At 49.4% G+C, this 23972-nt stretch carries 28 protein-coding genes and 1 pseudogene; 14 read left to right on the top strand and 15 right to left on the bottom strand.

The genetic code is table 11. The annotated features are described in order from the left end of the window. Positions 1–10 precede the first annotated feature (10 nt). The 3 genes from ACGHTT_RS13650 (at position 11) to ACGHTT_RS13640 (ending at position 1432) form a co-directional block, all read left to right on the top strand. A complete protein-coding gene (locus ACGHTT_RS13650) occupies positions 11–427 on the top strand; it encodes a PilZ domain-containing protein (protein WP_390591314.1) in 417 nt (138 codons plus the stop codon). Positions 428–809: 382 nt separating this feature from the next. After that, positions 810–1232, top strand: a complete 423-nt coding sequence (locus tag ACGHTT_RS13645) for a hypothetical protein (protein WP_390591312.1) — start codon at positions 810–812, stop codon at positions 1230–1232. Continuing rightward, complete coding sequence (locus ACGHTT_RS13640; RefSeq protein ID WP_390591310.1) at positions 1229–1432, top strand: helix-turn-helix transcriptional regulator; 204 nt, start codon at positions 1229–1231, stop codon at positions 1430–1432. The genes ACGHTT_RS13645 and ACGHTT_RS13640 overlap by 4 nt, the downstream gene beginning before the upstream one ends. 123 nt (positions 1433–1555) lie before the next feature. Here the strand turns inward: ACGHTT_RS13640 and ACGHTT_RS13635 are convergent, their stop codons facing one another. Then, positions 1556–2557: a HEAT repeat domain-containing protein gene (locus ACGHTT_RS13635; RefSeq protein ID WP_390591309.1), complete on the bottom strand. Its 1002-nt coding sequence runs from the start codon at positions 2555–2557 to the stop codon at positions 1556–1558. 179 nt (positions 2558–2736) lie between these two features. Here ACGHTT_RS13635 and ACGHTT_RS13630 point away from each other — a divergent pair, with 179 nt between their 5' ends. Next, positions 2737–2973, top strand: coding sequence for a DUF2789 family protein (locus ACGHTT_RS13630; protein WP_390591307.1), 237 nt, complete (start codon positions 2737–2739; stop codon positions 2971–2973). A 148-nt stretch (positions 2974–3121) separates the two neighbouring features. Here the strand turns inward: ACGHTT_RS13630 and ACGHTT_RS13625 are convergent, their stop codons facing one another. Next, on the bottom strand, positions 3122–3622 hold the full coding sequence (locus ACGHTT_RS13625) for a lactoylglutathione lyase family protein (RefSeq protein ID WP_390591306.1): 501 nt from the start codon (positions 3620–3622) through the stop codon (positions 3122–3124). A gap of 96 nt (positions 3623–3718) precedes the next feature. On the opposite strand from ACGHTT_RS13625, the gene ACGHTT_RS13620 reads away from it, so the two are divergent. Continuing rightward, on the top strand, positions 3719–4603 hold the full coding sequence (locus ACGHTT_RS13620; protein ID WP_390591304.1) for a LysR family transcriptional regulator: 885 nt from the start codon (positions 3719–3721) through the stop codon (positions 4601–4603). A 65-nt stretch (positions 4604–4668) separates the two neighbouring features. Here ACGHTT_RS13620 and ACGHTT_RS13615 read toward each other — a convergent pair. Together ACGHTT_RS13615 and ACGHTT_RS13610 are read right to left on the bottom strand one after the other, a co-directional pair. Then, positions 4669–4947, bottom strand: a pseudogene (locus ACGHTT_RS13615) (tyrosine-type recombinase/integrase); the annotation flags it as partial. A 113-nt stretch (positions 4948–5060) separates the two neighbouring features. Further along, entirely contained in the window at positions 5061–5900 is an 840-nt protein-coding gene (locus tag ACGHTT_RS13610) for a phage integrase N-terminal SAM-like domain-containing protein (protein ID WP_390591303.1), read from the bottom strand. Positions 5901–6141: 241 nt separating this feature from the next. Between ACGHTT_RS13610 and ACGHTT_RS13605 the strand changes: the two genes are divergently transcribed. The 7 genes from ACGHTT_RS13605 (at position 6142) to ACGHTT_RS13575 (ending at position 9954) form a co-directional block, all read left to right on the top strand. Beyond that, on the top strand, positions 6142–6579 hold the full coding sequence (locus ACGHTT_RS13605; RefSeq protein WP_390591301.1) for a hypothetical protein: 438 nt from the start codon (positions 6142–6144) through the stop codon (positions 6577–6579). A 74-nt stretch (positions 6580–6653) separates the two neighbouring features. After that, positions 6654–6968, top strand: coding sequence for a DUF6968 family protein (locus ACGHTT_RS13600; protein ID WP_390591300.1), 315 nt, complete (start codon positions 6654–6656; stop codon positions 6966–6968). A 95-nt stretch (positions 6969–7063) separates the two neighbouring features. Further along, the gene (locus ACGHTT_RS13595; RefSeq protein WP_390591299.1) at positions 7064–7474 is read left to right on the top strand and encodes a hypothetical protein; all 411 of its coding nucleotides are present in this window, start codon (positions 7064–7066) and stop codon (positions 7472–7474) included. Between the two features lie 110 nt (positions 7475–7584). Beyond that, the gene (locus ACGHTT_RS13590) at positions 7585–7827 is read left to right on the top strand and encodes a hypothetical protein (RefSeq protein ID WP_390591298.1); all 243 of its coding nucleotides are present in this window, start codon (positions 7585–7587) and stop codon (positions 7825–7827) included. A 66-nt stretch (positions 7828–7893) separates the two neighbouring features. Beyond that, complete coding sequence (locus ACGHTT_RS13585) at positions 7894–8295, top strand: hypothetical protein (RefSeq protein ID WP_390591296.1); 402 nt, start codon at positions 7894–7896, stop codon at positions 8293–8295. 158 nt (positions 8296–8453) lie between these two features. Then, positions 8454–9158, top strand: a complete 705-nt coding sequence (locus ACGHTT_RS13580; protein WP_390591294.1) for a DUF4386 domain-containing protein — start codon at positions 8454–8456, stop codon at positions 9156–9158. Between the two features lie 163 nt (positions 9159–9321). Next, positions 9322–9954 carry a class I SAM-dependent methyltransferase gene (locus ACGHTT_RS13575; RefSeq protein WP_390591291.1) on the top strand — a complete coding sequence of 211 codons (633 nt, stop codon included), beginning with the start codon at positions 9322–9324 and terminating at the stop codon, positions 9952–9954. A 535-nt stretch (positions 9955–10489) separates the two neighbouring features. On the opposite strand, the gene ACGHTT_RS13570 is transcribed toward ACGHTT_RS13575, so the two are convergent. The 4 genes from ACGHTT_RS13570 to ACGHTT_RS13555 all read right to left on the bottom strand — a co-directional run bounded on the left by ACGHTT_RS13570 (position 10490) and on the right by ACGHTT_RS13555 (position 16424). Beyond that, positions 10490–13255, bottom strand: coding sequence for a valine--tRNA ligase (locus ACGHTT_RS13570; RefSeq protein WP_390591289.1), 2766 nt, complete (start codon positions 13253–13255; stop codon positions 10490–10492). Between the two features lie 83 nt (positions 13256–13338). Beyond that, positions 13339–14487, bottom strand: a complete 1149-nt coding sequence (locus ACGHTT_RS13565) for a hypothetical protein (protein ID WP_390591288.1) — start codon at positions 14485–14487, stop codon at positions 13339–13341. Between the two features lie 21 nt (positions 14488–14508). Beyond that, positions 14509–14946: a DNA polymerase III subunit chi gene (locus tag ACGHTT_RS13560; RefSeq protein ID WP_390591286.1), complete on the bottom strand. Its 438-nt coding sequence runs from the start codon at positions 14944–14946 to the stop codon at positions 14509–14511. After that, a complete protein-coding gene (locus ACGHTT_RS13555; RefSeq protein WP_390591285.1) occupies positions 14943–16424 on the bottom strand; it encodes a leucyl aminopeptidase in 1482 nt (493 codons plus the stop codon). Before ACGHTT_RS13555 ends, ACGHTT_RS13560 begins: the two co-directional genes overlap by 4 nt. Before the next feature lie 185 nt (positions 16425–16609). Here ACGHTT_RS13555 and lptF point away from each other — a divergent pair, with 185 nt between their 5' ends. Both lptF and lptG read left to right on the top strand, forming a co-directional pair. After that, positions 16610–17740: an LPS export ABC transporter permease LptF gene (gene lptF / locus ACGHTT_RS13550; RefSeq protein ID WP_390591283.1), complete on the top strand. Its 1131-nt coding sequence runs from the start codon at positions 16610–16612 to the stop codon at positions 17738–17740. Further along, complete coding sequence (lptG, locus tag ACGHTT_RS13545; RefSeq protein ID WP_390591281.1) at positions 17733–18818, top strand: LPS export ABC transporter permease LptG; 1086 nt, start codon at positions 17733–17735, stop codon at positions 18816–18818. The genes lptF and lptG overlap by 8 nt, the downstream gene beginning before the upstream one ends. Positions 18819–18847: 29 nt before the next feature. Here lptG and ACGHTT_RS13540 read toward each other — a convergent pair whose 3' ends face one another. From ACGHTT_RS13540 to slyD, 7 genes are all read right to left on the bottom strand, one after another. After that, positions 18848–19435, bottom strand: a complete 588-nt coding sequence (locus ACGHTT_RS13540; protein WP_390591279.1) for a cytochrome c3 family protein — start codon at positions 19433–19435, stop codon at positions 18848–18850. 8 nt (positions 19436–19443) lie between these two features. Then, a complete protein-coding gene (locus ACGHTT_RS13535; protein ID WP_390591278.1) occupies positions 19444–19884 on the bottom strand; it encodes a nitrate reductase cytochrome c-type subunit in 441 nt (146 codons plus the stop codon). Between the two features lie 8 nt (positions 19885–19892). Continuing rightward, a complete protein-coding gene (gene napA / locus ACGHTT_RS13530) occupies positions 19893–22379 on the bottom strand; it encodes a nitrate reductase catalytic subunit NapA (RefSeq protein ID WP_390591276.1) in 2487 nt (828 codons plus the stop codon). After that, on the bottom strand, positions 22366–22656 hold the full coding sequence (locus ACGHTT_RS13525; protein ID WP_390591275.1) for a chaperone NapD: 291 nt from the start codon (positions 22654–22656) through the stop codon (positions 22366–22368). The genes napA and ACGHTT_RS13525 overlap by 14 nt, the downstream gene beginning before the upstream one ends. After that, positions 22638–23108 (bottom strand): ferredoxin-type protein NapF, encoded by a 471-nt coding sequence (locus tag ACGHTT_RS13520; protein WP_390591273.1) that lies wholly within the window; start codon positions 23106–23108, stop codon positions 22638–22640. The genes ACGHTT_RS13525 and ACGHTT_RS13520 overlap by 19 nt, the downstream gene beginning before the upstream one ends. A 5-nt stretch (positions 23109–23113) precedes the next feature. Next, positions 23114–23287 (bottom strand): periplasmic nitrate reductase, NapE protein, encoded by a 174-nt coding sequence (napE, locus tag ACGHTT_RS13515; RefSeq protein ID WP_390591272.1) that lies wholly within the window; start codon positions 23285–23287, stop codon positions 23114–23116. A gap of 158 nt (positions 23288–23445) precedes the next feature. Next, complete coding sequence (gene slyD / locus ACGHTT_RS13510; RefSeq protein ID WP_390591271.1) at positions 23446–23934, bottom strand: peptidylprolyl isomerase; 489 nt, start codon at positions 23932–23934, stop codon at positions 23446–23448. Between the last annotated feature and the right edge of the window lie 38 nt (positions 23935–23972).

Below are 23972 nucleotides of genomic sequence, written 5' to 3'. Positions count from 1 at the left end.
TAGGAGGCAAATGATGACTGAAATAAAACGGTCAATGCTGGGTGCGCCGGAACCGGACAAGCGGCAAGAGTACCGCATTGATGAAGCCTGCACCGTATTCATCGAGCTGCCCAGCGCCGAGCCCGACCAGAGCAGTGAAATTGTGGTGACCACCAGTTTGGATATTTCCGCTAATGGGCTCAGAGTCATTTCACATCAGCCCTTATTAGAAGGCAGCATACTGAGCACGTGTATTCAACAGCACCATGCAAGTGGCGCGGTGAAGAAATTTTTCCTCGTCTGTGAAATCAAGTGGTGTCGCCCCTATGACGGAAACGGTGAGTATCTACTCGGGCTTAGTTTGTTCGAGGCCGAAGGCTCAAACATTGCTGACTGGAAAGAATTTGTGGCTAGCAGTTTAGACAGCGACAGTCAGGCCCGTGACTAGCGGCACGCTTGTGAGTCGATAGACGCATCGACCAGTCGTAAATCTCGGGTATTAGGTTGATGGTTCTTTTTCTTTTTCTTTTTGTTTCTTCGCCATAGTGTCATAGGCGCTGCCGCCATCGGCTTTTCGTCAGATCCTACTTCTACCCAATCTACGGTCTCACAAGTCTGTTGAGCGGAGATTTGAGCGCAATACTTGTGGCTGCCATTAGGCCGGGTGCTGCGCTAGGCGTGACTGGGGGGCTATACGCCACGTCGTTAATCTACCGGCGATAGCGCTGGTAAGCGATTCTAATCTTTTTGTAAAGCTTAGTTGACATTATGCCAATGCTACATTACTTTAGTGTAAAGCTTGCGTTACATTAGGACAAAGGAGTTATACAATGAACGATATAAAGCTAAAACCAAGTGGCTGGGAAGCCAGAAATACCAAAAATACCCTTCTGCTCGGCTGTTGGACCTCAGCATGGCTGATGACCTTAGCGCTGACCGCCTTCGGGCCAAAATTACTCTGGCAATTTAATACGTTACTTACCTTAGTCGCGCTGTTTTTTACGTTGGTGACAGGTGCCGGCATGATCATGTCGACCATACGGCAGGTGAAGGGGCTCGATGAAATGCAGCAAAAAATCGTTCTCGACGCCTCGGCACTTGCCTTGGGTGTTGCTCTCGTGTGCGGCTCCAGCTATGAGCTTTTAGAGGATGTAAGACTGATCACCTTTCAGCCGGAAATTTCCCATCTCGTCATACTCATAGGTCTGACATTTTTGGTTGGTATTGTTGTGGGTAACTTGAGGTTTCGATGAAAAATAAGCTTAAGGTTTTGCGAGCAGAGCGCGATTGGACACAAGCTCAGTTAGCTGCCGAACTAGAGGTAACGCGGCAGACCGTTAATGCCATTGAAACGGGGAAATTCGATCCGAGTTTACCCCTTGCGTTTAAGATAGCGCGTCTATTTGAGATGTCTATAGAGGATGTGTTTCAGGACGAACCTAGAGCGTCTTGATGGTGCTCGTTTTTTTCTTAACGTTTTCGATTGGGGTAAAGACGTATCATATTCAATTTAGGTTGGCAGTCACTGGTTGAAAACTTGTGACTGCCAGGTTCGTTTTGAGCGACAGAGGTGATATTAGTCTAGAAAAAGCGCCACAATTTTTTTGTTCCAAATGGCTTCTTGTGTTGTTTGATCACTCCACTTAGCTTGTTCTGTTTTAAGAAACTCGAGCGCCTCCGTTGTTCGGATATCACCGATGGCTTTCAATGCGATCGCTCGGTCTTGCCACTGGTTGCCAGACTTATACAGTGCTTTCAATTCTTCGAACACACTTTCGCCACCCAACATACCCATGCCGGAGATAGCGGCTAGGCGTATGTATTCGGCGTTATGCTTGCTGAATTCCTGTAGCGTCGGCAGTGCTTTTGGGTTGTTCGAAAAGCCGAGTTGGTAAAGTTTTTGGTAGGCAATATCTTCATTTTCAATGTTCGCTTTAACGTCGTTAATCAGGCTGTCGACATCGCTATCGGTTAGCTTGTCGTTAAACAGTGCTACGTTAATTTTAGCCGCGACCTCTTTAATTAAAATCTCCTGTGGTTGATTGATGGTTGCTTCAACCAATGGCTCTTCGGTGACGGTCCAAATGGGCACTTTTGCGCGTTTGACGATGGCAGCGATACGGTGTTTTTGGTTGTTTTCCACCAGATCGATTTTTACCATCGCAATCATAACTAGCGGCGAGAAGCCGTTGTTGCGGTGCGAAATAGTGTCGTAGCTGAGTAATTGGAGTTGATTGCTCGCTGCATCGTCGAAGGTGACTGGAAGCTTACGCGCCTCCAGCTCATTGCTAAGTGCGCTTAAAAAGAAATTGGCGTGATCGATATTTTTCTTATCTTGCTGATAGACATAATTGAGCACACCACCTTTGGCACTGATTTGGTCTGCAGGAATCTGATGGCTGAACGCTAGGCTGGTGGGTGTATCTTGATCGCTGGATACATAGTGTTGAACCGACGGTTCTGGGTTGTCTACCTCCACTTGAAAGGTGAAGCTTGAGGCGCACGCCTGCACGAGCATTGTGGCGGCAATAAGGCCAGCCAATTTCATTCCCTTGATGGTTTTTTGAACACTATCCATATCCACTCCGTAGTTTAAAATTATTGATCGAGCGCGGAGCCTAACAGAAACAAGGACGATCGTTCCATATGTATATTTCTTTCTAACAACGTTTTTTGGTGTTCTAAATTGGTCTATAGCGCAGCGCTGATGGCGCCATACTTTACTAGCATCACGTTTGTTTACCCTTAGGAGGAACTATGGAAGTGCAGCATCATCATGCGATGACAGAATTATTTAATCAGCTGGGGCTCAATAGCAGTCAGGCGGCCATCGATCAGTTTATTCGCGACAACCACTTGCGCCATCAAGACGGTGAGCTCTATCGAGCGATTTTCTGGAGCCCCGCACAGGCGCAATTTATTAAGCAAGCCATTGATGAAGATGCGCAGTGGGCCGAGGTGGTGGATGAGCTGGATACTCGGTTGAGGCGCTGAAAACTGTTGTCGCTAATAGACATTGCGTGACATTAGAAAGCCCCAATACATGGGGCTTTTTTTGCAGCCTACTGTATAGCTCGACTATAGCGTGAGTGCTCGTGTAGGTTTTCTAAAACGCTGTGGTGAAAGGTAAGTGATCTGGTGGTTAGTAAGCTCCCTCGCTATAAATCAGTTCATAGCTGTGGCTGTATATTTCCAATATATTGCCGAACGGATCTTCCATATAAATCATGCGATAGGGCTTGCTGCCTGGGTAGTAATAACGTGGTTTTGGCATGCGTTTTTTACCGCCGGCTGCAACAATACGCTCGGCCAGCTCTTCAACATTGGGGTCTTGCACGCAAAAGTGAAAGACGCCAGTTTTCCAATACTCAAAATTGTTCTCAGGGTTAACCTGACCTTTGAATTCGAATAGCTCAACGCCGATGCGGTCGCCGGTGGAGAGGTGTGCGATACGAAACTTTTCCCAGTTCTGGCCGAACACATCGGTACACATTTCGCCAATGGGGCTGTCGTCTTCGACTATCTCTGTAGGCTTCATAATGAGATACCAACCCATCACCTCCGTGTAAAATTTCACCGCGGCCTCAAGGTCGGGCACAGAGATGCCAATATGGGAAAAGTTGCGTGGGTAGGTGCTGGTCATGATGTGCGGTCCTGTAGGTTTAAGTTGGCCTCAGGTTACAAATCATTTGTTATTATGTAAAATTATCATTATTGATGTAAATGAGTATGTTTTGTAATGATTAACCCTGTCTGGCTGCGTAGCTTCTGTACCTTGGTGGACGTCGGTCATTTTACCCGCACCGCAGAAAGGCTAAATATGACCCAATCTGGGGTTAGTCAGCAGATCCATAAGCTTGAGCAGCAGTTAGGTCGGCCCTTACTGGTTCGGGAGGGTAAAAGTTTTACCCTAACTAGCGCCGGCGAGCGCCTATATCGCGAGGGGCGCGAGCTGTTGCTTACCCTAACCGATATCGAACAGCGTATAGGGTTAGACCCTAGTCACGAAGGCATTGTAAAAATTGCCTCGCCGGGCAGCGTTGGGCTTAAGCTTTACCCCTATTTGTTAGAACTGCAGCGGCATCATCCCGGGTTAGTCATCGACTATCGCTTCGCACCTAATCGCGATATCGAGCGGCTCATTGCCGAACATAAAGTGGATTTTGGTTTGATGACCTGCGCGGCTAGGTTGGCCGAGGTAAATCTTAGGGCGGTTGCCGAGGAGGCGTTGCTATTGGTGACGCCGTCATCGGTAACAGAGCCTAGCTGGGAGAATCTACTGGCCCTAGGTTTTATAGACCATCCCGATGGCGCTTTTCATGCAGGTCAATTGCTGAGTGTGAACTACCCCGAGTTTCAACACGGCGAGCAGTTTAAAAAGTCGGGCTTCTCCAACCAAATTCATTTGATTTTAGAGCCGGTGAGTAAGGGCATTGGTTTTACCGTTTTGCCAAGTCACGCGGTGGGTGCCTTTAAGAGCCAAGAAAAAATTAACGTACATCATTTACCTACGCCTGTTCATGAGACGCTGTATATCGGCTTGCATCGAATTAAGTTCACACCTAATAGCGTTAACACTGTGATCTCAGAGGTGGAAAAGTGCCTTAAGGCTGTAGGCGTATAGCCTAGATTTTCGCGAGTCATTCGAGACTTGGGAGTATGGACGCCGTTATTTCAATACAAGCACCCTTAAAAATGTAACAGCGGGCTGATCACCGCTTGTCCGCCCCGATTCAAAACATGGGTATAGATTTCCGTGGTTTTAACATCGGCGTGCCCCAGTTGTGTTTGCACTGTGCGAATGTCTGCGCCGCTCTCAAGTAAATGGGTTGCGAAGGAATGGCGTAATGTGTGACACGTCGCTGGCTTATGGATTTCGGCTTTGCGCACGGCGGCTTTTACCGCTCGCTGCGCTACGGATTCAACGGTATGGTGACGCCTCTGCTTACCGGAACGGGGATTGAGGGAACCTCTGCATAACTCCGGTACCGCTCTGCGCGACCTGTAACGGTCAGCCGCAAGGCGAATTTCGCCGTTAATGGCCATAGTCCTTAACAAGAAACTCAACGCAGTGGGGGCTGTTACAGGTCACGCCCTCCGGGGCGCCCAGCAAATTCCGTACACGTTGTTGCGGCTTCTCGACAGGCCCCGGCATGCCTTCGAAGCCGCGCCTTGCGCACAAAATTTGTTGGGCGCCAGAGTGGCATCGGAGTTATACAGAGGTTCCCTAGTCTCCATTGATCGACAGGAAACAAATACTGCCAGCCCAATTCAAAAGGTGCGCGTGGGTATTTGCGAGCTAAGGCATGGGGCAAGTAAACGCCGTCCCACCGTGCTTCTGAACAATCTCTCTGAAATAACCCGGTGACTAATGTCACTTGCGCCTTTAGAGCTGAAACCAGATGAGCAGAAAATGTTGTAATTCGCGACTTTCGGCCCTTGCCATCTCGCACGTAGACGCACAGCCGATCAAAATCGATATCCTGCACCCGCAATCGAACCGTTTCCATTACCCGCAAACCCGAGCCGTACATCAATCCGGCACAAAGCCTTGTTGGCCCTTGCATGTTGTTGAACAGCCGACGCACCTCATCATCGGTCAGGACTGTGGGTAGTTTTACAGGGCCTTTGGCTTTGTGAAAATCAGAAAAGTCACCGGGCTCTATACACAAAACTGCTCGGTACATAAATACAATGGCATTGAGCGCCGTCTTTTGCGTATTAGGGCTAACATCGCGTTCGAGCGCCAAGTAATTCAAATAGTTACGAATAGCGTTGGCGCCACCAATGTCTGCTCTTGCCTTGCACCGACTAAACCGCAAATACCCGCCCACCCAATAAAGGTAAGTGTGCTTTGTTTTGAGACTGTAATGCTTGGCGCGAATAGCGTCGCGCAATTCCTGCATAAAGGCTGACTTCATCCCTGAATATCTGTTTTGCTGTATTTTTATACAGTGTGGCGGGGAGGGCGCTTTCGTCAACGGGATATATGCCTCCGAGGCGTATTATTTTGCGCCCGATTCTGAAAACTGTGATAACTTCTTGAAATCAAAGGGGGAGTTGGAGCTGGTACCATAGCTCCGCTCTGGATATATGCCTCGGAGGCGTAATATATTATGCCTCCGAGACACTGAATAATGATGTTATGTTTCTAGGGTATCTATGAGAAAAATGTTCATTGCAGTTTTTCTGCTGCCTCTGAGTTTGGCGGCTCATGAAGACACAATTATCGAACGAAATGGCGATATTCTCCTGGGTCTTCCAATTAAATATCAACCAGCTACTTTCAATGAAAGTGATTTTACCTTAAGTCTTGGCAGGCTCTCAGTTACCTTTCCTAAGTGTGTACATGAATTGTTTGTACTTAAGGGCGAGGAGAAAATCATCATAGATGCTTCGTGGTATCACGAACCAGAAGCTGATGGGTTACCGCCTTATATTACTCTAAGAACTAGCACCGACACTTCTGATTTTGGGAAATCTTTGCTAATAAATATGGATACCCTTTTTCCTGTAGACACTGGTTTTACTTATGGTATAGATGCCCAAGAAAAACAGTGTATTCTTAAATTCAAACCGACAACCAAAAGTGGAACATAACAAACGTAGGCACAGCGACAAAGTTTCCGCTACGCTCCAACTTTGCTCGTGCTACGGGCGTTAGAAGTCAACGTATGGATAGCATGAAATATATAGCTGAAAGAAGCTTTGAGGCGATAAAGCCAAGTGGTGAAAAGACACAAATCATTGTGGCAATTGGTGTTCCATACAAAGATGAAGAATATGATTCATGGGCGTGCCCAGTAAAAGTTGAAGGAATTCACAAAAATCTAGCAGCAATGCATGGTATAGATTCGTGGCAAGCTCTTCGGGAGGCCCAAAAGCTAGTCTTATCCATTTTGGTTCATTTTGTTGAGGGTGGCGGCAAACTCTACATATTCGGAGAGAACGAAGAGGTAACAGTAAGTGAAGTTCATCAATACTTCTAACAGGCCGCTCAAACTCGTTTCGGCCGCAAAAAGCGCTGCCTCCACTGAGCTCGCTACACTGCGTTTCGTTTGCCGTTTAGCGGGGCGCTAATCCGATGAGACTAATAGTTTTATTAACTCTGGCAATTTGTATTAGCGGTTGCTATTCGGTTACAACCTGGGATGGATATGTAGAAGGTAAAAATCTTACGCTACTTATCATTGATCGCTCAGGAGGGGCTGTAGAGGGTGCGAGTCTGATTTGTCCAAGTGATGCCCAAAAGGACGAGTACGCAGAGCAGTTGGCAAGTTTAATTCTAGTTGGGCGGAACACATCTAACGAAAGCGGAGAGTTAGATGTTGCATACCATGGTTTCGACACTGGCGGTACTTATACAGAGTTTATGGGATACAAGAGTGGAAGAATCAGTGGCCCTGAAATAATATGCGTAGTCAAACTTAAAGAACAAAAATCAGACCCATTAGGCTTGTTTTCATTAGAGAGCCAGCAAAAGGTGATTTTGTAAATGCCTAGTATCAAGTTTAGCCATGCTCGCCTTCGGCTGGGTCTGCGTTCCGACGCTTCGCGCCTACACTACGGCCCATTCTAAAAGGCGCTAATTATCAAGGAAGTTAAATGAATTGCTGCAACTGCGATAACAAATTGGACTGGAACTTCTCTCTTAAGGGCAGCGGTAATTGTCCAAGTTGTGATGAAAAAATACTAATATCACCAAAGTCAGCAATGGCTTTGACCGCATTTATGATTGTTGTTTTTACATTCATTCCTTTTGGTCTGGCTGTAAAAGGCTTTTTAGCCTTTTTAGGCGCAATTGCTTACTTGAGACTATCTCCAACAATTATTGATAAAAATAATTAGCTAAACTGGGCAGGGGCGGCATGCTTTGGGCGTTAGGTATGTCGTATCACAAAAGGAGCTTTATTCATGGTGGTAAGTGTCTTTCGTTTAAATTTGCTTCGTGCGATGTACTTATTGATTGGTATAGGCCTTATTTTATCTGTATGGCCGGGTGTATTTTCCAGCATTGGAAAGGCAGCGGATTCTCACACGGTAGTAGGTGCTATTCTCGTTAGTTTTAGTCTTTTAGCGCTACTTGGTCTGCGTTACCCACTGAAGTTACTGCCAATTCTTATTTTCGAGTTGATTTGGAAGTCTCTATGGCTATTGGGTTTTGCACTCCCAGCCTATTTGACCGGAAGCATGGATGAATACACGGCTGGAACAACTTTCGCGTGCGCTATGGGCGTTATTTTAACGCCTTTAGTAATACCGTGGCGTTACGTCGTTAGTGAGTACCTAATGGCAAAAGGCAGTATTTGGCGTTAAATGATTGTGCCTTAAATGGCAGTCGACGCGACGGTTTTTTCGTTCCGGCTATCGCATCCACTAAGTAGCCGCGCATGCTTTCGGCGTAAAATAATGAGTCGTTTTGATTCTAAGCCGATATGCCAGCCTCTTCTTAAATAGGCTTAAGGAATTTCTTGATGGATGATGATTCTAAACCAAACTCGGATGTGGGCTTAACGCAAGGAAACTTTGCATTAATCGCTGGGTTTGGCCTGCTTGTCATGGTTTTCGCTGCACCTATAGCAAACTTCTATTTTATGCCTCAAAACCTCATCAAGGGTGACATGGCAGCAACGGTCAATAGTTTGCAATCCAATGGCGCGCCATTTCTGATTGGCACATGCTTGTTATTTGTTACATATGTTATGGATATTATTGTCGCATGGGCGTTATTTTGGTATTTGCGTAAAGATCAAAAGGCGCTTTCACAACTGGTTGCGTGGTCTCGGCTTGTTTACACGGCGCTTGCTTTTGTTGGTCTCGGTTCAAGTATTATGGCCTACGATTTGGCAGTGAGTTTGTCGACATCAAACTCATTTAGCGAGTCGGAAATCCACGCTATGGTTTTTCACCATTTATCATCAGCTAAATCAATGGAGTCGATGGCGCTAACCTTGTTTGGGGTTCACCTAGGGATACTCAGTATATTGTTATGGCGTTCTAAGGTGGTTCCTAACTGGCTTAGTTTGCCTGTGGGCCTAGCGGGCGGATCTTATATTGCTATGTATTTAGGGAAGTACTTTGCTCCAGATGTTGATTTGGGTTGGTTAATTCTCCTTGCACTAGGAGAGCTGGCCCTGATGGTTTGGTTGCTTGCATGTGGTTGGCGTGAACAGAATTAGCCTGTCTAAGGTTTAAGCTGTTATTGCGCAAGCTGTTAAAAAGGACCTTATACCTTGGGTTTTTACTCCTGCGTCAACTATGTTAGCAGCAGCTTGTTGGCCTGTTAACGGTGCGTTACGGCTCAGACGTTATTGCCTTGCCATTTATGTAGGAATAATCGATATGGATATATCTGAAAGGTTTTGGGATAGAAAAGCGGAAGCGTATTCGAAGAGTCCAATTTCTGATGAGGGAACTTATCAGAAAAAGCTCGCTGAGACTCAGAAATTTTTCACGCCGGACATGAGAGTTCTGGAGTTTGGTTGCGGCACGGGCACTACAGCTATTTTCCATGCCCCGTATGTGCAGCATATTCATGCGATAGATATATCCCAAAACATGCTCGATATTGGTCGCGCTAAAGCTAAAGATGCTGGTATAGAAAATATCGACTTTATAAGAGGAACGTTAATTGAATTCAATGCCGAGTCCGCGAGTTTAGATGCGGTATTGGCGTTAAATGTTATTCACCTACTAGCGAACAGGCATGAGACTTTGGCGGATGTTGCCAGAATTCTGAAGCCCGGCGGCATTTTCGTGAGTAGTACGGTTTGTATGAGTAATTCTTATCTGCGGTTTATTGAGCTGTTCGCTCCTCTCGGAAAGCTATTGGGGTTGATGCCTGATGTCTTTATTCTAAAAGAATCGGAGTGGGCGAGAGAAATTGAAGACGCCGGATTTGCTATTGAAGTGCAATGGCACCATGGGCTACATAATATGGCTGTTTTTATTGTTGCGCGAAAAATTGACTCGTAAACGTTTTGGGCAAGCGATATCAAACGTTCTGGCGTGACCGCTAACAGCGTTACGGCTCTCGGAGGCTATGTTTTGATATTGAGAAGGCAGCGGTGATCATTCTGGTGCTCGCGCTAATCGGTTGCGGCGCGGCTCAAATAATGAGGGGAAGGTTGGTTATGAATGCCCATCCCATTTGAATTAGCGGCAGGTAAAATAGTTGTTTCTCTGGGGTAAGAGGATAAGAACACTGTCTAGAACACAGTATTTGATCATCTTATCATTGTAAGTACGGCCGATGGCCGATTCGTGTCAAGCGCGGTTACTAATGGAGCCGCCACTGAACACTATTGATGGCGGCCACGTGATGTGGGCTATGCGAGCCAGTGCTCATTAGGCTACTCGGCCAGTTCAAGCCAACGTCATTTAATCTGTTAGCAAATTCTATATTGGTTGGTCGTTACGGCTACTCGCGGTATCCAAATATTGGGTGGAATAATAAAAAGTCCGCTGTTGCGGACTTTTTATGGGATGCTAGACGCAAGGTTTTAGGGTTTTACAGGGTCGCAATGCGAGCCTTTTGTTCCTGCATTTTAGCAGTTGCTTCTTTCACTTCGGCTAATCGCTCGCGCTCTTTGGCCACGACTTCCGCCGGGGCCTTGTCGACAAACTTGGCATTGCCGAGTTTGTTTTCAATGCGTTCCGCTTCTTTATCGAGCTTGTCGATTTCTTTATCGAGGCGCGCTATTTCCGCATCTTTATCAATTAAGCCTGCCATGGGTACGAGCAGTTCCATTTTGCCCAGCAGCGCGGTGGCAGATAGCGGTGCTTCGGCGCCATCGAGTAAAGTGATAGATTCTAGGTTAGCGAGTTTGGTGAAAAACGCGCGGTTGTCGTTAATGCGGCGTTGCTCTTCGGCGTCGGCTTTGTTCACGAACAGAGGGATGGCTTTAGCGGGGCTAATATTCATTTCGCCGCGAATATTGCGCACGCTTTCTACGGCTTTTTGAATCCACTCCAAATCGACGATGGCTTGTTGATCGATTTTGCTGTCAACGGCTACGGGGAAGCTGGCGTGCATGATGGTGTCGCCGGTTTGACCGGCAAGGGTTTTCACTTTTTGCCAAATTTCTTCGGTGATAAAAGGCATCATTGGGTGCGCCAGGCGCAGGGTGGTTTCCAATACGCGTATCAGTGTGCGGCGAGTACCTTTTTTCGCCGCTGGGCTGGCGTTTTCGTCCCACAGCACTGGCTTAGATAATTCTAAATACCAAGCGCAGTATTCGTTCCAAATAAAATCGTACAGGGCTTGCGAGGCTAAATCTAAGCGGTAAGTTTCAATGCCTTCGGCAACGGCTTTTTCAGTTATTTGTAGCTTGCTGATAATCCATTTGTCGGCCAGTGACAACTCGTAGTCGGTAGAATTGTCTTGCCCGCAATCTTGGTTTTCGCAATTCATCAACACATAGTTGGTGGCGTTCCAGATTTTGTTGCAGAAGTTGCGGAAGCCTTCGATGCGACCCACATCAAACTTGATATCGCGACCGGTGGAGGCGAGCGAGTAATAGGTGTAGCGCAGGGCATCGGTGCCGTAGGCGTTGATGCCCTCGGGGAATTCTTTGCGGGTTTGCTTTTCAATTTTTTCGCGCAGGTGCGGTTGCATCATACCCGCGGTGCGCTTGGCCACTAAGGTTTCCAGGTCGATCCCGTCGATCAAATCGATAGGGTCTAGCACGTTGCCCTTCGATTTTGACATCTTCTGGCCTTGGCTATCTCGCACCAAACCGTGCACATACACAGTGTGGAACGGAATTTCTTTTCTGAAGTGCAGGGTCAGCATAATCATGCGCGCGACCCAGAAGAAAATAATATCGAAGCCGGTGACGAGCACATCGGTGGGGTGGAAAGTTTTAAGCTCTTCAGTGTTCTCGGGCCAGCCCAAGGTGCCGAAGGTCCACAGGCCGGAGCTAAACCAAGTGTCTAGAACGTCGTTGTCTTGGCGTAGATTTACATCTGCGTCGAGGTTGTTTTCTGCGCGCACCGCAGCTTCGTCGCGGCCAACGAAGATGTTGCCCTCGTCGTCATACCAAGCGGGAATGCGATGACCCCACCAAAGTTGACGGGAGATACACCAGTCTTGAATGTCGCGCATCCAAGAGAAGTACATATTCTCGTATTGCTGGGGTACGAATTTAATCTCGCCGTCTTCCACCGCTTTAATGGCTTGCTCGGCCAAGGGTGCGGTTTTTACGTACCATTGATCGGTGAGGTAGGGTTCGATTACCACGCCGGTGCGATCGCCGCGCGGCACTTTTAAGACGTGGTCGTCAATTTTTTCGAGTAAACCCAGCGCTTCGAAGTCGGCAACAATTTGTTTGCGCGCGGAGAAGCGTTCCATGCCGCGGTACTTTTCCGGCACGTCTTGGTTTAAATCCGCATCGTCGGTAAGGATGTTGATAATAGGCAGGTTGTGGCGCTTGCCCATGTCGTAATCGTTAAAATCGTGTGCGGGGGTAATTTTTACGCAGCCGGTACCGAAATTTTTATCCACATAGTCATCGGCGATGATGGGAATTTCGCGGTCGGTTAGCGGCAGCTTGATCATTTTGCCGACCAAGTGTTTGTAGCGCTCGTCCTCTGGGTGCACGGCCACGGCGCTATCGCCGAGCATGGTTTCAGGGCGAGTGGTGGCAACAACAATGTGGCCAGAGCCGTCAGCCAGTGGGTAGCGGAAGTGCCAGAGGAAACCTTTTTCCTCTTCGCTAATCACTTCGAGATCGGAAACGGCGGTGTGCAGTTTTGGGTCCCAGTTTACGAGACGCTTACCGCGATAAATCAGGCCGTCTTTATAGAGTTGAATGAACACTTCTTGCACGGCTTTGTAGAAGCCGTCGTCCATGGTGAAGCGCTCGCGCGACCAATCGGGGCTGGCGCCTAAACGACGCAGCTGCCGGGTAATGGTGCCGCCCGATTCTTCTTTCCACTCCCAAACTTTTTCTAAGAATTTCTCGCGGCCGAGGTCGTGCCGGGAAATACCTTGGGCGTCTAATAAGCGTTCAACCACCATTTGGGTGGCGATACCGGCGTGGTCTGTGCCCACTTGCCAGAGGGTGTTTTTACCCTTCATGCGGTTGTAGCGGATGAGGCAGTCCATGATGGATTCTTGGAAGCCGTGGCCCATGTGCAGGCTGCCGGTAACATTCGGCGGCGGAATCATGATGCAGTAGGGGTCGCCTTTACCGGAGGGCTTAAAATAACCTTCGGTTTCCCATGTTTGGTACCACTGGGTTTCGATACTGGCGGGCTGGTAAGTCTTGTCCATCGGGCTCTCAACGCGTTAGGCCCCAGCGCGTTAGTGCGCGGGGCTGGCAAAAGCGGCGATTATACCCGAAGCGGGCGGATGGGTCAGTGCTCTGTTGACTCTTCGTCGCTTAAGGTTTCGCTTAAGCGTTTGCGCAGCCGCGCTTCGATGAGCGGCAAGAATTCTTCGATGACATCGTTAATCACGGTGGCGATATCTGGCTTGGCTACTTTCTTTGGAGTTTTACTGCTGGCTTTGTCAGTGTTGGTGTCTTTCTCGGTGGCCTGCTCAGGCGTTGAAACTGTGTCGATGGTCTGCGGTTTTGTCGCCGCGGCTTGAGGGTGCTTATCGGCTGCTTGCTGTTTGGCCAGAGCCTGTTGTTTGGCCTGAGCCTCTTGCTGCATGCCCGCTAGCGTTTCTTGTTGCTTTGGCGTGAGTCCATCGCCGCTAAAGTGCTGGCTTAGATTATCCATGTCCATGTAGGCCGGCGGTGTCATGGGCAGCAGGAATTCACCTTTGGGTAGCGGCTGGTTGCCTCTTAAGCGCTCGCGAATGTGTTGTGGCAGGAAAGGGTTTTCACCGCTGGCCTTGGTGACCGGTGCAGGTCTGTAGCCGTCTTTGTCATCGCTGTCGGCTTTCTTAGCGCCACTGCTGGGCTTGGTGGGTTCGAATAGGCTCTGTTGCCCAGGCAGCGGTGCTGGCGCGGAGGGGTCGGTATGAACGACGGGCTCCTGCTCCTGCTCTAGCTGTTGCTCGAGTTCGAATCCGAAAGCCTCGGCCTCTCTAAATTGGTCTCGATTTTCGGGCTCATGTGGGCGCGGTTTAGCATGAGCCGCCGGTAGCTGATGCGCTTGCTTTGCTTGTTGAGGGTGCGATGGCGCATTTGTGCGTGGTGCTGTTTGCGCGACAGGTTGCTGGGCCGGCTTCTTTTCTGGGGTCTTTTCATGCTTTTTTGGCTCCGAGTCACCGGTGAGTTGTTCGAGCTCACCGGTGAGCGCGGCATAGGCCGCATTGAGTGCATCGAGTGTTTCTGCATTGGCTGCGAGCTGTTCGTCGCGGTCGAGATGGCTGTCGTCGCTGCCGTTGTCGTCGTCTAAAAACGCATCGAGCAGCGGAATGTCGTCATCGTCTAGTGCGGGAAATTCCTCATCTGAATCTGCCGCGTTGCCCGCGTTTTCATCCAGCAGCAGTTGGATGGATTGCAGCTCGCGTAAAATGTCGGCTTTGGTTTTAGGCTGTGAGTTGCCGGCCATGTGAGTGTCCGTACTTGGCGTTTAAATATGTTTTAAGTCTAACGGATAGCCTCGGCTTTTGTAATAGCTCCAGTTGGCTCGGGTGTCGGCTAATACCTCTGGCGTTTGCACGATCAGTTCAAACAAGCGCTCAAAGCGGGAAAAAAACGCCGGTGCGGGACTGCGCAAATTGATCAGGACGCCATGGTGGTCGCCGCAATCTTCGCCGTGGCTTAGCAATACCGGCGCCTCGGCATCGCTTGAGGTGGCAGGCGTAGCGGTAAAGTTGGCGTGGGGAATGAAGCTTTCCGGCTCGAAGGACCAGAGCAGGGCGTCTAGTTGGGTTGCTTGTTCGGCATTAGTACAGGCGATAAACACGTCTTCACCGTTGCGCAGCGCCTTTTGCGCCACGCGACACACGAGGCGCAGGCGCGCCTCGGTATCGGTTTCTTGGCTGGATAGAAAATCTATCTTGGTCATTTACCGGCCTGATCGAGCAAAAATTGGGTCAGCAGAGGTACGGGGCGACCGGTGGCACCTTTGGCTGCGCCCGATTTCCACGCCGTGCCGGCGATGTCCAAGTGGGCCCAGTGGTAGGCTTTGGTGAAGCGCGACAGGAAGCAGGCGGCGGTTACGCTACCGCCAGGGCGGCCACCGATGTTGGCGATATCGGCAAAGTTCGAGTCGAGTTGGCTTTGGTACTCTTCCCATAGCGGCATTTGCCAGGCTTTGTCGGCGGCCTTGATACCGGCATTCAGGAGTTTATCGGCCAGCTCTTGTTGGTTGGCGTAGAGCCCCGTGGCGTGGTGACCGAGGGCGATAACGCAGGCGCCGGTTAGGGTGGCGATATCGACCACGGCTTTGGGTTTGAAGCGCTCGGCGTAGGTGAGGGCGTCGCACAGAATCAGGCGGCCTTCGGCGTCGGTGTTTAACACTTCGATGGTTTGGCCGGACATGGAGGTCACGACATCGCCTGGCTTGGTGGCGTGGCCATTGGGCATATTTTCCGTTGCCGGCACGATGCAGACCAAGTTAATAGCGAGCTGTAAGCGCAGTACAGCGTTCAGCGTGCCGAATACGCTGGCGGCGCCGCACATGTCGTATTTCATTTCATCCATGCCTTCGCCGGGTTTAAGGCTGATACCGCCGGTATCGAAAGTCACGCCTTTACCGACTAACACCAGCGGTTTGGCGCCGGCTTTGCCACCGTTGTATTCCATCACGATTAGCTTTGGCGGTTGATCCGAACCGGCCGCTACGGACAAGAGCGACCCCATGCCGAGCTTTTTCATGTCGGCGGCTTCTAAAATGGTGGTTTTTAGGTTGCTGTGGGCTTTAGCTAAGGCTTTGGCTTGGTCGGCTAAATAGGTTGGGGTGCAAATGTTGGCTGGCAGGTTACCCAGCTCGCGGGTGACATTGCTGCCTTCCGCAATGGCGGCGCCAATTTCTAAGGCTTTGTCTTTTGCGCTCGCGGTTTTCTTATCGCCGGCATGGCACTCAACGGTGCTTAGGGCGATGGCATCTGGCTTCTTGCCCTTGGTGGCGCTGTATTGATAGGTGGCAAGGCCGATGCACTCAGCCACTATGCGGGCCTCTTGCTCGGGGCTGACGTTGGCGAGGTTACCGAGTGCAACGCTAGCGCTTTTAGCGACGCCGGCTTTTAAGCTGTCGGCTAATTTGATGAGTGCTTTGCGCAGGGTGTCGGCATTCAATTCTTTGGCTTTACCTAAGCCCAACACCATTAAACGCTCGGCGGCAATGCCTTCTACCGCGGGGATCAGCAGGGTTTGACCATTTTTACCGGTGAGGTCTTTGCGCTTAATCAGCGCGCTAATGAGATTGTTGCAGGCGCCGTCGATGACCTTTGCGGCATCGGTCAGTTCGCCTTCATATAGGCCAATAACTAAACAGGGTGTTTTGTGGGTGGTAAGGTCGAACTGCTTTGCTGAAAATTTCATAGCGTATTATGTGTCCTTTGCGTCAAGACAAAATTGCCGTAATTGGCGATAATGCGTCAGTATGCGCGAGCGGCGGTTTACTTCGTCGCTACTCTGCCCTAGCTTGCAAGTCTAGTGTATTCATCGACTAGTCTAATCTACCAAGACGGCGAACTAAACCACAGCCTCAGGATTGATAGTACAACGTGATCATTTTTCGATATTTAGCCAAAGAAATTATCTTCACCCTTTTGGCTGTGAGTGGTGTTTTGTTGTTGATATTTATGAGCGGCACTTTTGTGCGCTACTTGGGTGAGGCGGCGGCTGGCGATATTTCTCCTGGCGCGCTGCTGGCGATTATGGGTTACCGTCTGCCTGGCTTTTTAGAGCTGATTCTGCCGCTCGGTACGTTTATTGGTGTCATGCTGGCTTATGGGCGCTTGTATGTAGAGAGCGAGATGGTGGTGTTATCGGCCTGTGGTCTAAGCCAGCGCCGGCTTTTGGCCTATACCTTACTGGCTGCGTCACCGGTCATATTAGCCGTTTCTGTACTCGGGCTTTATCTTAGCCCTAAGGGTGTGGCGGCGGTGGAAGAAATTTTCGCCGAGCAAAAGGCGCGCGGCGAATTCGATCTGCTTCAGCCTGAGCAGTTTCAGCCCTTGAATAAGGGGCAGGGTACTTTTTATACCTCGGCCATTAGCAAAGACAAGCAAGACCTGAGTGGGGTTTTTATCGCCGATGTAAACCCTAAAACCTTATTAACCCACAGCGAGTCGTCGGTTATCCGTTCCGACTCAGGTCAACAGTGGTTTAACGAAGAGTTTCAGCGGCGCTACTTTGTCTTAGGTGAGGGCAAACGCTACGCCGGCGTAGCCGGTATGGCGGATTTTCAAGAGCTTAACTTTGAAAGTTTTGGCCAGCTGATGCAGGAACAAATAGGCCAGTATCGAGTTAAATACCGGGTTGAGGCCGAGCCCACCTTAGATTTATTCGGCGCCACTGAACCCATTCGCATCGCTGGTTTACAGTGGCGCATCAGCTTACCCGTGTTGGTGATTGTGGTGTGTTTGCTCGCTGTGCCCTTGTCGCGCACCAACCCGAGGCAGGGTCGGTATTTGGGTATGATTCCCGCCATTCTTTTGTACATTATTTATTTAGTGGCGCTGAATGCGGCACGCGATCAAGTGAAACTGGGTAAGCTCGACCCGCTGTTAGGTTTGTGGATAGTGCACTTGGTGTTTTTCAGTATTGCGCTGCTGTTATTTAACTGGGGCAATTTACGCCGCTGGATTCGCCATACGTTGACGTCGAAAAAAGTGGAGCAGGCCCATGCGTAAGTTAAACGGCTATGTGGCGCGCACCGTATTGGCATCTATTTTTGTGGTTTTTCTGGTGATCCTAGCGCTCGATGTGATTGCTGCGGTGGTGGATGAAATTGATAACATCAGCAAGCAATACGATTTTCGAGAGGCGATGATTTACGTCGGTTTAACCTTGCCCACGCGTATTTATAACAGCATTCCGCTGGCCGCCTTAACCGGTTGTTTAATCGGCTTGGGGCAGCTTGCTGGGACCAGTGAATTGGTCATTATGCGCGCCGCCGGTGTGAGTGTTACGCGCATTGCCTGGGCCGTCATGAAACCGGTGTTTTTTCTTATATTGGTTGCCGCCGCACTGGGCGAGTACGTCACACCTTGGACTGATCAAATGGCCGAAAGCCGCAAGGCCATAGCCAAGGGTGACCGCCAACAACAAGAGGGGCAGCAAGGCTTGTGGAGCCGTGAAGGCGAAGAATTTTTGCATTTTAATGTGGTAATGCCGAACGGCAAAATGATGGGTGTGACCCGCTATCAATACGATGAAAAGCAAAATTTGGTGTCGGTCAGCTTTGCCGAGGCGGCTACCTATCAAGGTGGCTATTGGTTGGAAGAGAAGGGCGTTATAACCCATCTAGATCCAGAGGCTGCCGCGCAAGAGGGTAAAGCCAATACCAGTACAGAAACGTTTTTAACGCGTCGCTGGGACACTAATTTGTCGCCCGACTTAGTGAATGTATTGGTGATGCCGCCGCGGTCTTTGGCAATACAAACACTGTATACCTATGCCAGCTACTTGGATCAGCATGGGCAAAAAAGCGCCCCTTATTGGTTGGCGTTTTGGCAGAAAAGTTTGCAGCCTTTGGCTACCGCCGGTTTAGTGTTGATTGCCATTTCGTTTATCTTTGGGCCGCTGCGCGAAGTGACCATGGGCTACCGGGTGTTTACCGGTGTGATCGTTGCCATCGTCTTTCGCATGAGTCAGGACTTACTCGGCCCTTCGAGTATTGTGTTTGGCTTTCCGCCATTGCTGGCGGTGTTAATACCCATTGGTATATGCATTGCCATTGGCTTTTGGTTGCTATCCCGAACTCGGTAGCGAAAGCGACTTGTACGTGTATTTGATAGCTACCAGCCTTCTACGCCAGACATATCGGGTAGCTGGTGCGCTATACCTTTGTGGCAATCGATGCAGGTTTTTTCCCCGCTAGCCAGCGCTGTTGAATGCATGTTGGCAGCACGCTGGCTTTGCCGAGTGAAGTCCATGTAGTCAAACTCGTGACAGTTACGGCATTCTAGGGAGTTGTTGGCTTTTAGTCTTGCCCACTCGTGCTCGGCTAATTCGCGGCGCTTCGCAAGAAATTTTTCACGGGTGCTAATGGTGCCAAATATTTTCCCCCAGACTTCCTTTGATGCCTGCATTTTTCGCGCGATCTTGTAGGTCCAATCATGTGGTACGTGACAATCTGAGCACTTAGCTCGCACGCCTGAGCGATTGGTAAAATGGATAGTGTGCTTTAGTTCGGCGAAAACGTTTTCGCGCATTTCGTGGCAACCCGTACAAAAGGCCTCAGTATTGGTAATTTCCATTGCCGTATTGAAGCCACCCCAAAAAATAACGCCCATGAGAAAGCCTCCTGCGGTCAGTGCACCTAAGCTGTAGTGAACACTAGGTTTTCGAATTACGTACCAAAAACGTTTGATTCGTTCAATCATGATGATACCTATTGTCCTTTTTCAATCAGCTGGTACATATCGACAAAATCTGAATCTACCAAGATTTTTGCATCTGTCTGCACCACATGACATTGCTCGCAAAAATAGCGCCGGGGCGAGACTTCAGCTAGGAAATTTCCGTCTCTATCCATAAAGTGGGTAACGCTAACCATGGGTGCTTGAGACTCACCGGTGCGCGAGCGTTTATGGCAGCTTAGACATTTGTTCGAGTTCTTATCTACTCGATAGTTGTCGATCTTGTGCGGAATGGTGGGCGGTTGCATGGGGTAGCTGCGCACCTGTTTTTTATCATTATCAATGACATTGGGCATGGTAGGTGGTGTTGGCTCAGTATCGAGTTGGTGGCTGCGTGTGGTGGCAATATTCGTGTCGGCAAGCGCTAGTGCGCTCAATAAATAGACGGCTGTTAGTAGCGAAAACTTTTTCATATGGCCTCCTATGCTTTCTCGATTTTAACAGCACATTTCTTGAAGTCTGTTTGTTTTGATAGCGGATCAGTTGCATCCAAAGTAACTTTGTTGATGAGCTGGCTGGAGTCAAACCAAGGCACAAAGACCAAACCAACGGGTGGTTTATTGCGCCCCCGTGTTTCTACTCGAGATATAATTTCACCGCGACGTGATTTTATTTTCACCGCATCGCCACGCCTTAATCCGCGAGCACTTGCATCATCAGGGTGCATGAAAACCTGAGCATTTGGATAACTTTTATGGAGTTCGGGTACGCGTCGAGTCATAGAGCCCGAATGCCAGTGTTCTAATACTCGGCCGGTCGATAACCAGAGATCGTATTCTTTGTCTGGCACTTCCGCAGCCGCTTCGTAGGGCAGCGCAAAAATGACGGCTTTACCATCGGCGTGGCCATAGAACTCGAAGCCCTTTCCTGCTTTGACATAGGGATCCGAACCTTCCTTAAAACGCCATTGTGTTTCTTTGCCTTGCACCACTGGCCAGCGTAAGCCTCGCTCCTTGTGATAGGTGTCGAAATCGGCTAGGTCGTGGGCTTTGCCTCGGCCAAAACTGGCGTATTCTTCGAAGAGCCCCTTCTGAATGTAGTATCCAAAACTTTCAGCTTCGTGATTTTTATAGCCATCTGCGATATCGCTGTTGGGGTATTTATCAGCCTGCCCATTTTTAAACAGAACCTGGTATAAGGTTTTATTTTTATAGCTTGGGTTTTTGTCGAGAATATCTGTTGGCCAAACGTCTTCTGTTTTAAAGCGTTTGGAAAACTCGACGAGCTGCCATAAATCAGATTTCGCTTCACCGGGTGCATCCACTAATTGGTGCCAAAATTGCGTGCGCCTTTCGGCGTTTCCGTAAGCGCCTTCTTTTTCGACCCACATGGCGCTTGGTAAAATAAGATCGGCAGCTTGAGCCGTGACGGTCGGGTAGGCATCGCTAACCACGATAAAGTTTTTTGGGTTTCGATAGCCAGGCAGTCCTTCCTCCATCATGTTGGCGGCGGCTTGCATATTATTATTAACTTGAACCCAGTAGGCGTTGATATCTCCATCCTTGAGCTTTCTATTTTGCACGACCGCGTGGGCGCCTAGCCAGTCGGGTACGATACCTTCAGGCAGCTTCCATTTTTTTTCGGAAAATTTTCTATGTTCTGGGTTGTTGACCACCATATCGGCTGGTAGGCGATGAGAAAAAGTACCTACTTCTCGTGCTGTGCCGCAGGCGGAAGGTTGACCTGTCAGCGAAAATGGGCTGTTGCCGGGTTCAGAAATTTTCCCCGTTAATAGGTGAATGTTATAAACCAAGTTGTTGGCCCACACGCCACGAGTGTGCTGGTTAAACCCCATGGTCCAGAGTGACATGACTTTTGTTTTCGGGTCCGCATACAGTTTAGCCAGCTCTTCGAGTCGAGATGCTGGGACGCCGGTTAATTTACTTGTGTAGTTAACGTCGTAGGTTTTAACAAAGGCGGCAAATTCTTTAAAGGATATAGGCGTTGCATCGCCGCTGCCTGGGTTTTTCGCGGCTTTTTCTTTTTCGTGTGTGGGCCTTAACCCGTAGCCAATATCTGTCGTGCCACGCTTAAAGTTTACGTGTTTGTTAACGAAGTCCCAATTAACTTTGTCTTTTTCGATAATGTAATTTGCGATGTAATTTAAAATGGCTAAATCAGTTTGCGGTGTAAACACCATTGGAATATCAGCCAGTTCAAATGAGCGGTGTTCATAGGTCGATAATACGGCAACTTTTACGTGTGGATGGCTTAGGCGTCGGTCGGTGATGCGCGTCCATAGGATGGGGTGCATTTCCGCCATATTTGAGCCCCACAAAACGAAGGCATCTGCAGCTTCGAAATCTTCGTAGCAACCCATAGGTTCATCAATGCCGAAGGTGCGCATAAACCCAGCGACAGCTGACGCCATGCAGTGGCGAGCATTGGGGTCGATGTTGTTGGATCTAAACCCCGCCTTGAATAATTTGACCGCAGCGTAACCTTCCCAAACTGTCCATTGACCTGAGCCGAACATGCCAATGCCCTGAGGACCTTTGTCCTTTAGGGCCGCTTTAAATTTTTCCGCCATGATGTCGAAGGCTTCGTCCCAGCTCACGGGTGTGAAGTCGCCATTTTTATCATACTTACCGTTGGATTTACGCAGCATAGGCGTTGTTAAACGGTCTTTGCCGTACATAATTTTTGATAAAAAGTACCCTTTTACGCAATTCAGGCCGCGGTTGACGGGCGATTGAATATCGCCATGTGTGGCAACTACTTTATTATCCTTGGTGGCAACGTTGACTCCGCATCCAGTGCCGCAAAATCGGCAGGGCGCCTTGTTCCAGGTGAGCTGTGTTTGACTCGCGTCGGTCACGATATTGGCTGCATGAGTTGGCAGTTGAATACCTGCCGCGGCTGCTGCGGTGGCAAGTGCCTGTGCTTTGATAAAATCACGCCGTTTCATGTTGGGCTCCCTGTGTTGAGGTTTCTGCTTCGCTGAAGTGATAAACCAAGTTTGCGGAAAGTACGCCGGTTCTGAGTTGTACTTGATCGATGAAATCGACAATGGTTTGTTGGCTTTCCGAAGTAATTAAAATCACCATTTTAGAATTTTCTTCAACACCAATTTCTGCGCCGGTAAAGTTGTCAATAAAATGATGTAAGGCCGTTCTATGTTCAGCTTTGAACTGTATGACTAAACTGGCGATATGGTGGGCGGGTTCTATTCGGCTTGTTGCCATTGAATGGCCTCCGTGGGGCAGACGCTTATGCAGGCACCGCAGCTGTTACATGCATCGGTGTCGAGTTGGGGAGAGGGAATACTAGCTCTGGAAAAACTAATGGCATTGCGGTCGCAGCTGTCGCGGCAGCTTTGGCAGTAGACGCCGCTGTGCGTTAGGCACTGGCTGTTGATGGCGATTGTTGTCGGCCACAGGGAGCCATTTGCTGCGCCGAATATCGGCGCTTCACACACGTCTAAACATTTTTCGCAGCCGGTACAGCCGCCTAGATTAAAGTCAATGCGTGGAAAACCACCGTCGGCCTTTATGATGATGCTTTCTTCGCAGGCGCTAATGCAATCTCCGCAGCGCGTACAGGCATCGACAATTTTTACCTGATCAGTCCAAGGTAAAGACGGCGCGGCTTGTGTTTTAGCGCCACGGATAAGTTGTCGACGGCTTAGCGTTGACATGGGGTTTAGTAGCTCGGCGGGCCCGACAGTATTTGGCTTATCCAGACAATAAAGCCATAGCCTCCGACGATGATTACCGAGGCAATGGGCGCGGCACAAAAGGCGAGCGCAAAGAATGCATAGCGTTCTTCTCGCCGAGAAACGGGGGGGTGCTCGCCCACGTTAGCCGTATTTGGCATGGGAGTTCCCTCTACAATTTATGATTGTGTAGGCTCGAGTATAGTAGAAAAGGCGAATTTTTCTTGTCGAATGTACGCGATTGGCGAAGGAGAGATCGGTGTGTCAGTGTTGAGGCAGGTAGCGAAAGGCCCGCTTAGCGCGGGCCTAAACTAAAGTCTTAGTGGTCGTGACCGCAACCGCCGGCGGCGTGTACGTGGCCGTGCGATAATTCTTCCGCACTGGCCTCGCGTATGGCGACAACTTCGACATCGAAATGTAAACGCTGGCCTGCTAGTTGATGGTTGCCATCAATAGTGACTGTTTCTTCGTCCACTTCTTTGACTTCAACAACCTGCATGCCGGCAGCGGTTTGCGCTTGGAAAGCCATGCCGACTTCGATGGTGTCGACACCTTCGAACATAGTGCGCGGCAGTTCTTGCACCAGCTCGGCATTGTATTCGCCGTAGCCGTCGACGGGTTCGATAACCACTTGCAATTTGTCGCCCACGGCCTTGCCGTTGAGTGCGTTCTCCAGACCGGGAATGATGTTGCCCAAGCCCTGAATGTAATCCAGTGGTGCATGACCGGCGGAAGAGTCGATCACTTCGCCTTCGTCGTTCGTGAGGGTGTAGTGAATGCTGGCGACTAATTTGTCGGCGATGTTCATGGGCAATCCTATATTGTTAAAGAGTTTAATGGTGAGCC

This window comes from Simiduia litorea (genome assembly GCF_042853465.1).
In the GTDB taxonomy this organism is placed as follows: Bacteria; Pseudomonadota; Gammaproteobacteria; order Pseudomonadales; family Cellvibrionaceae; genus Simiduia; species Simiduia litorea.
The sequence above is the reverse complement of the archived record's forward strand: the minus strand, read 5'-3'. Positions and strand labels throughout refer to the sequence as shown.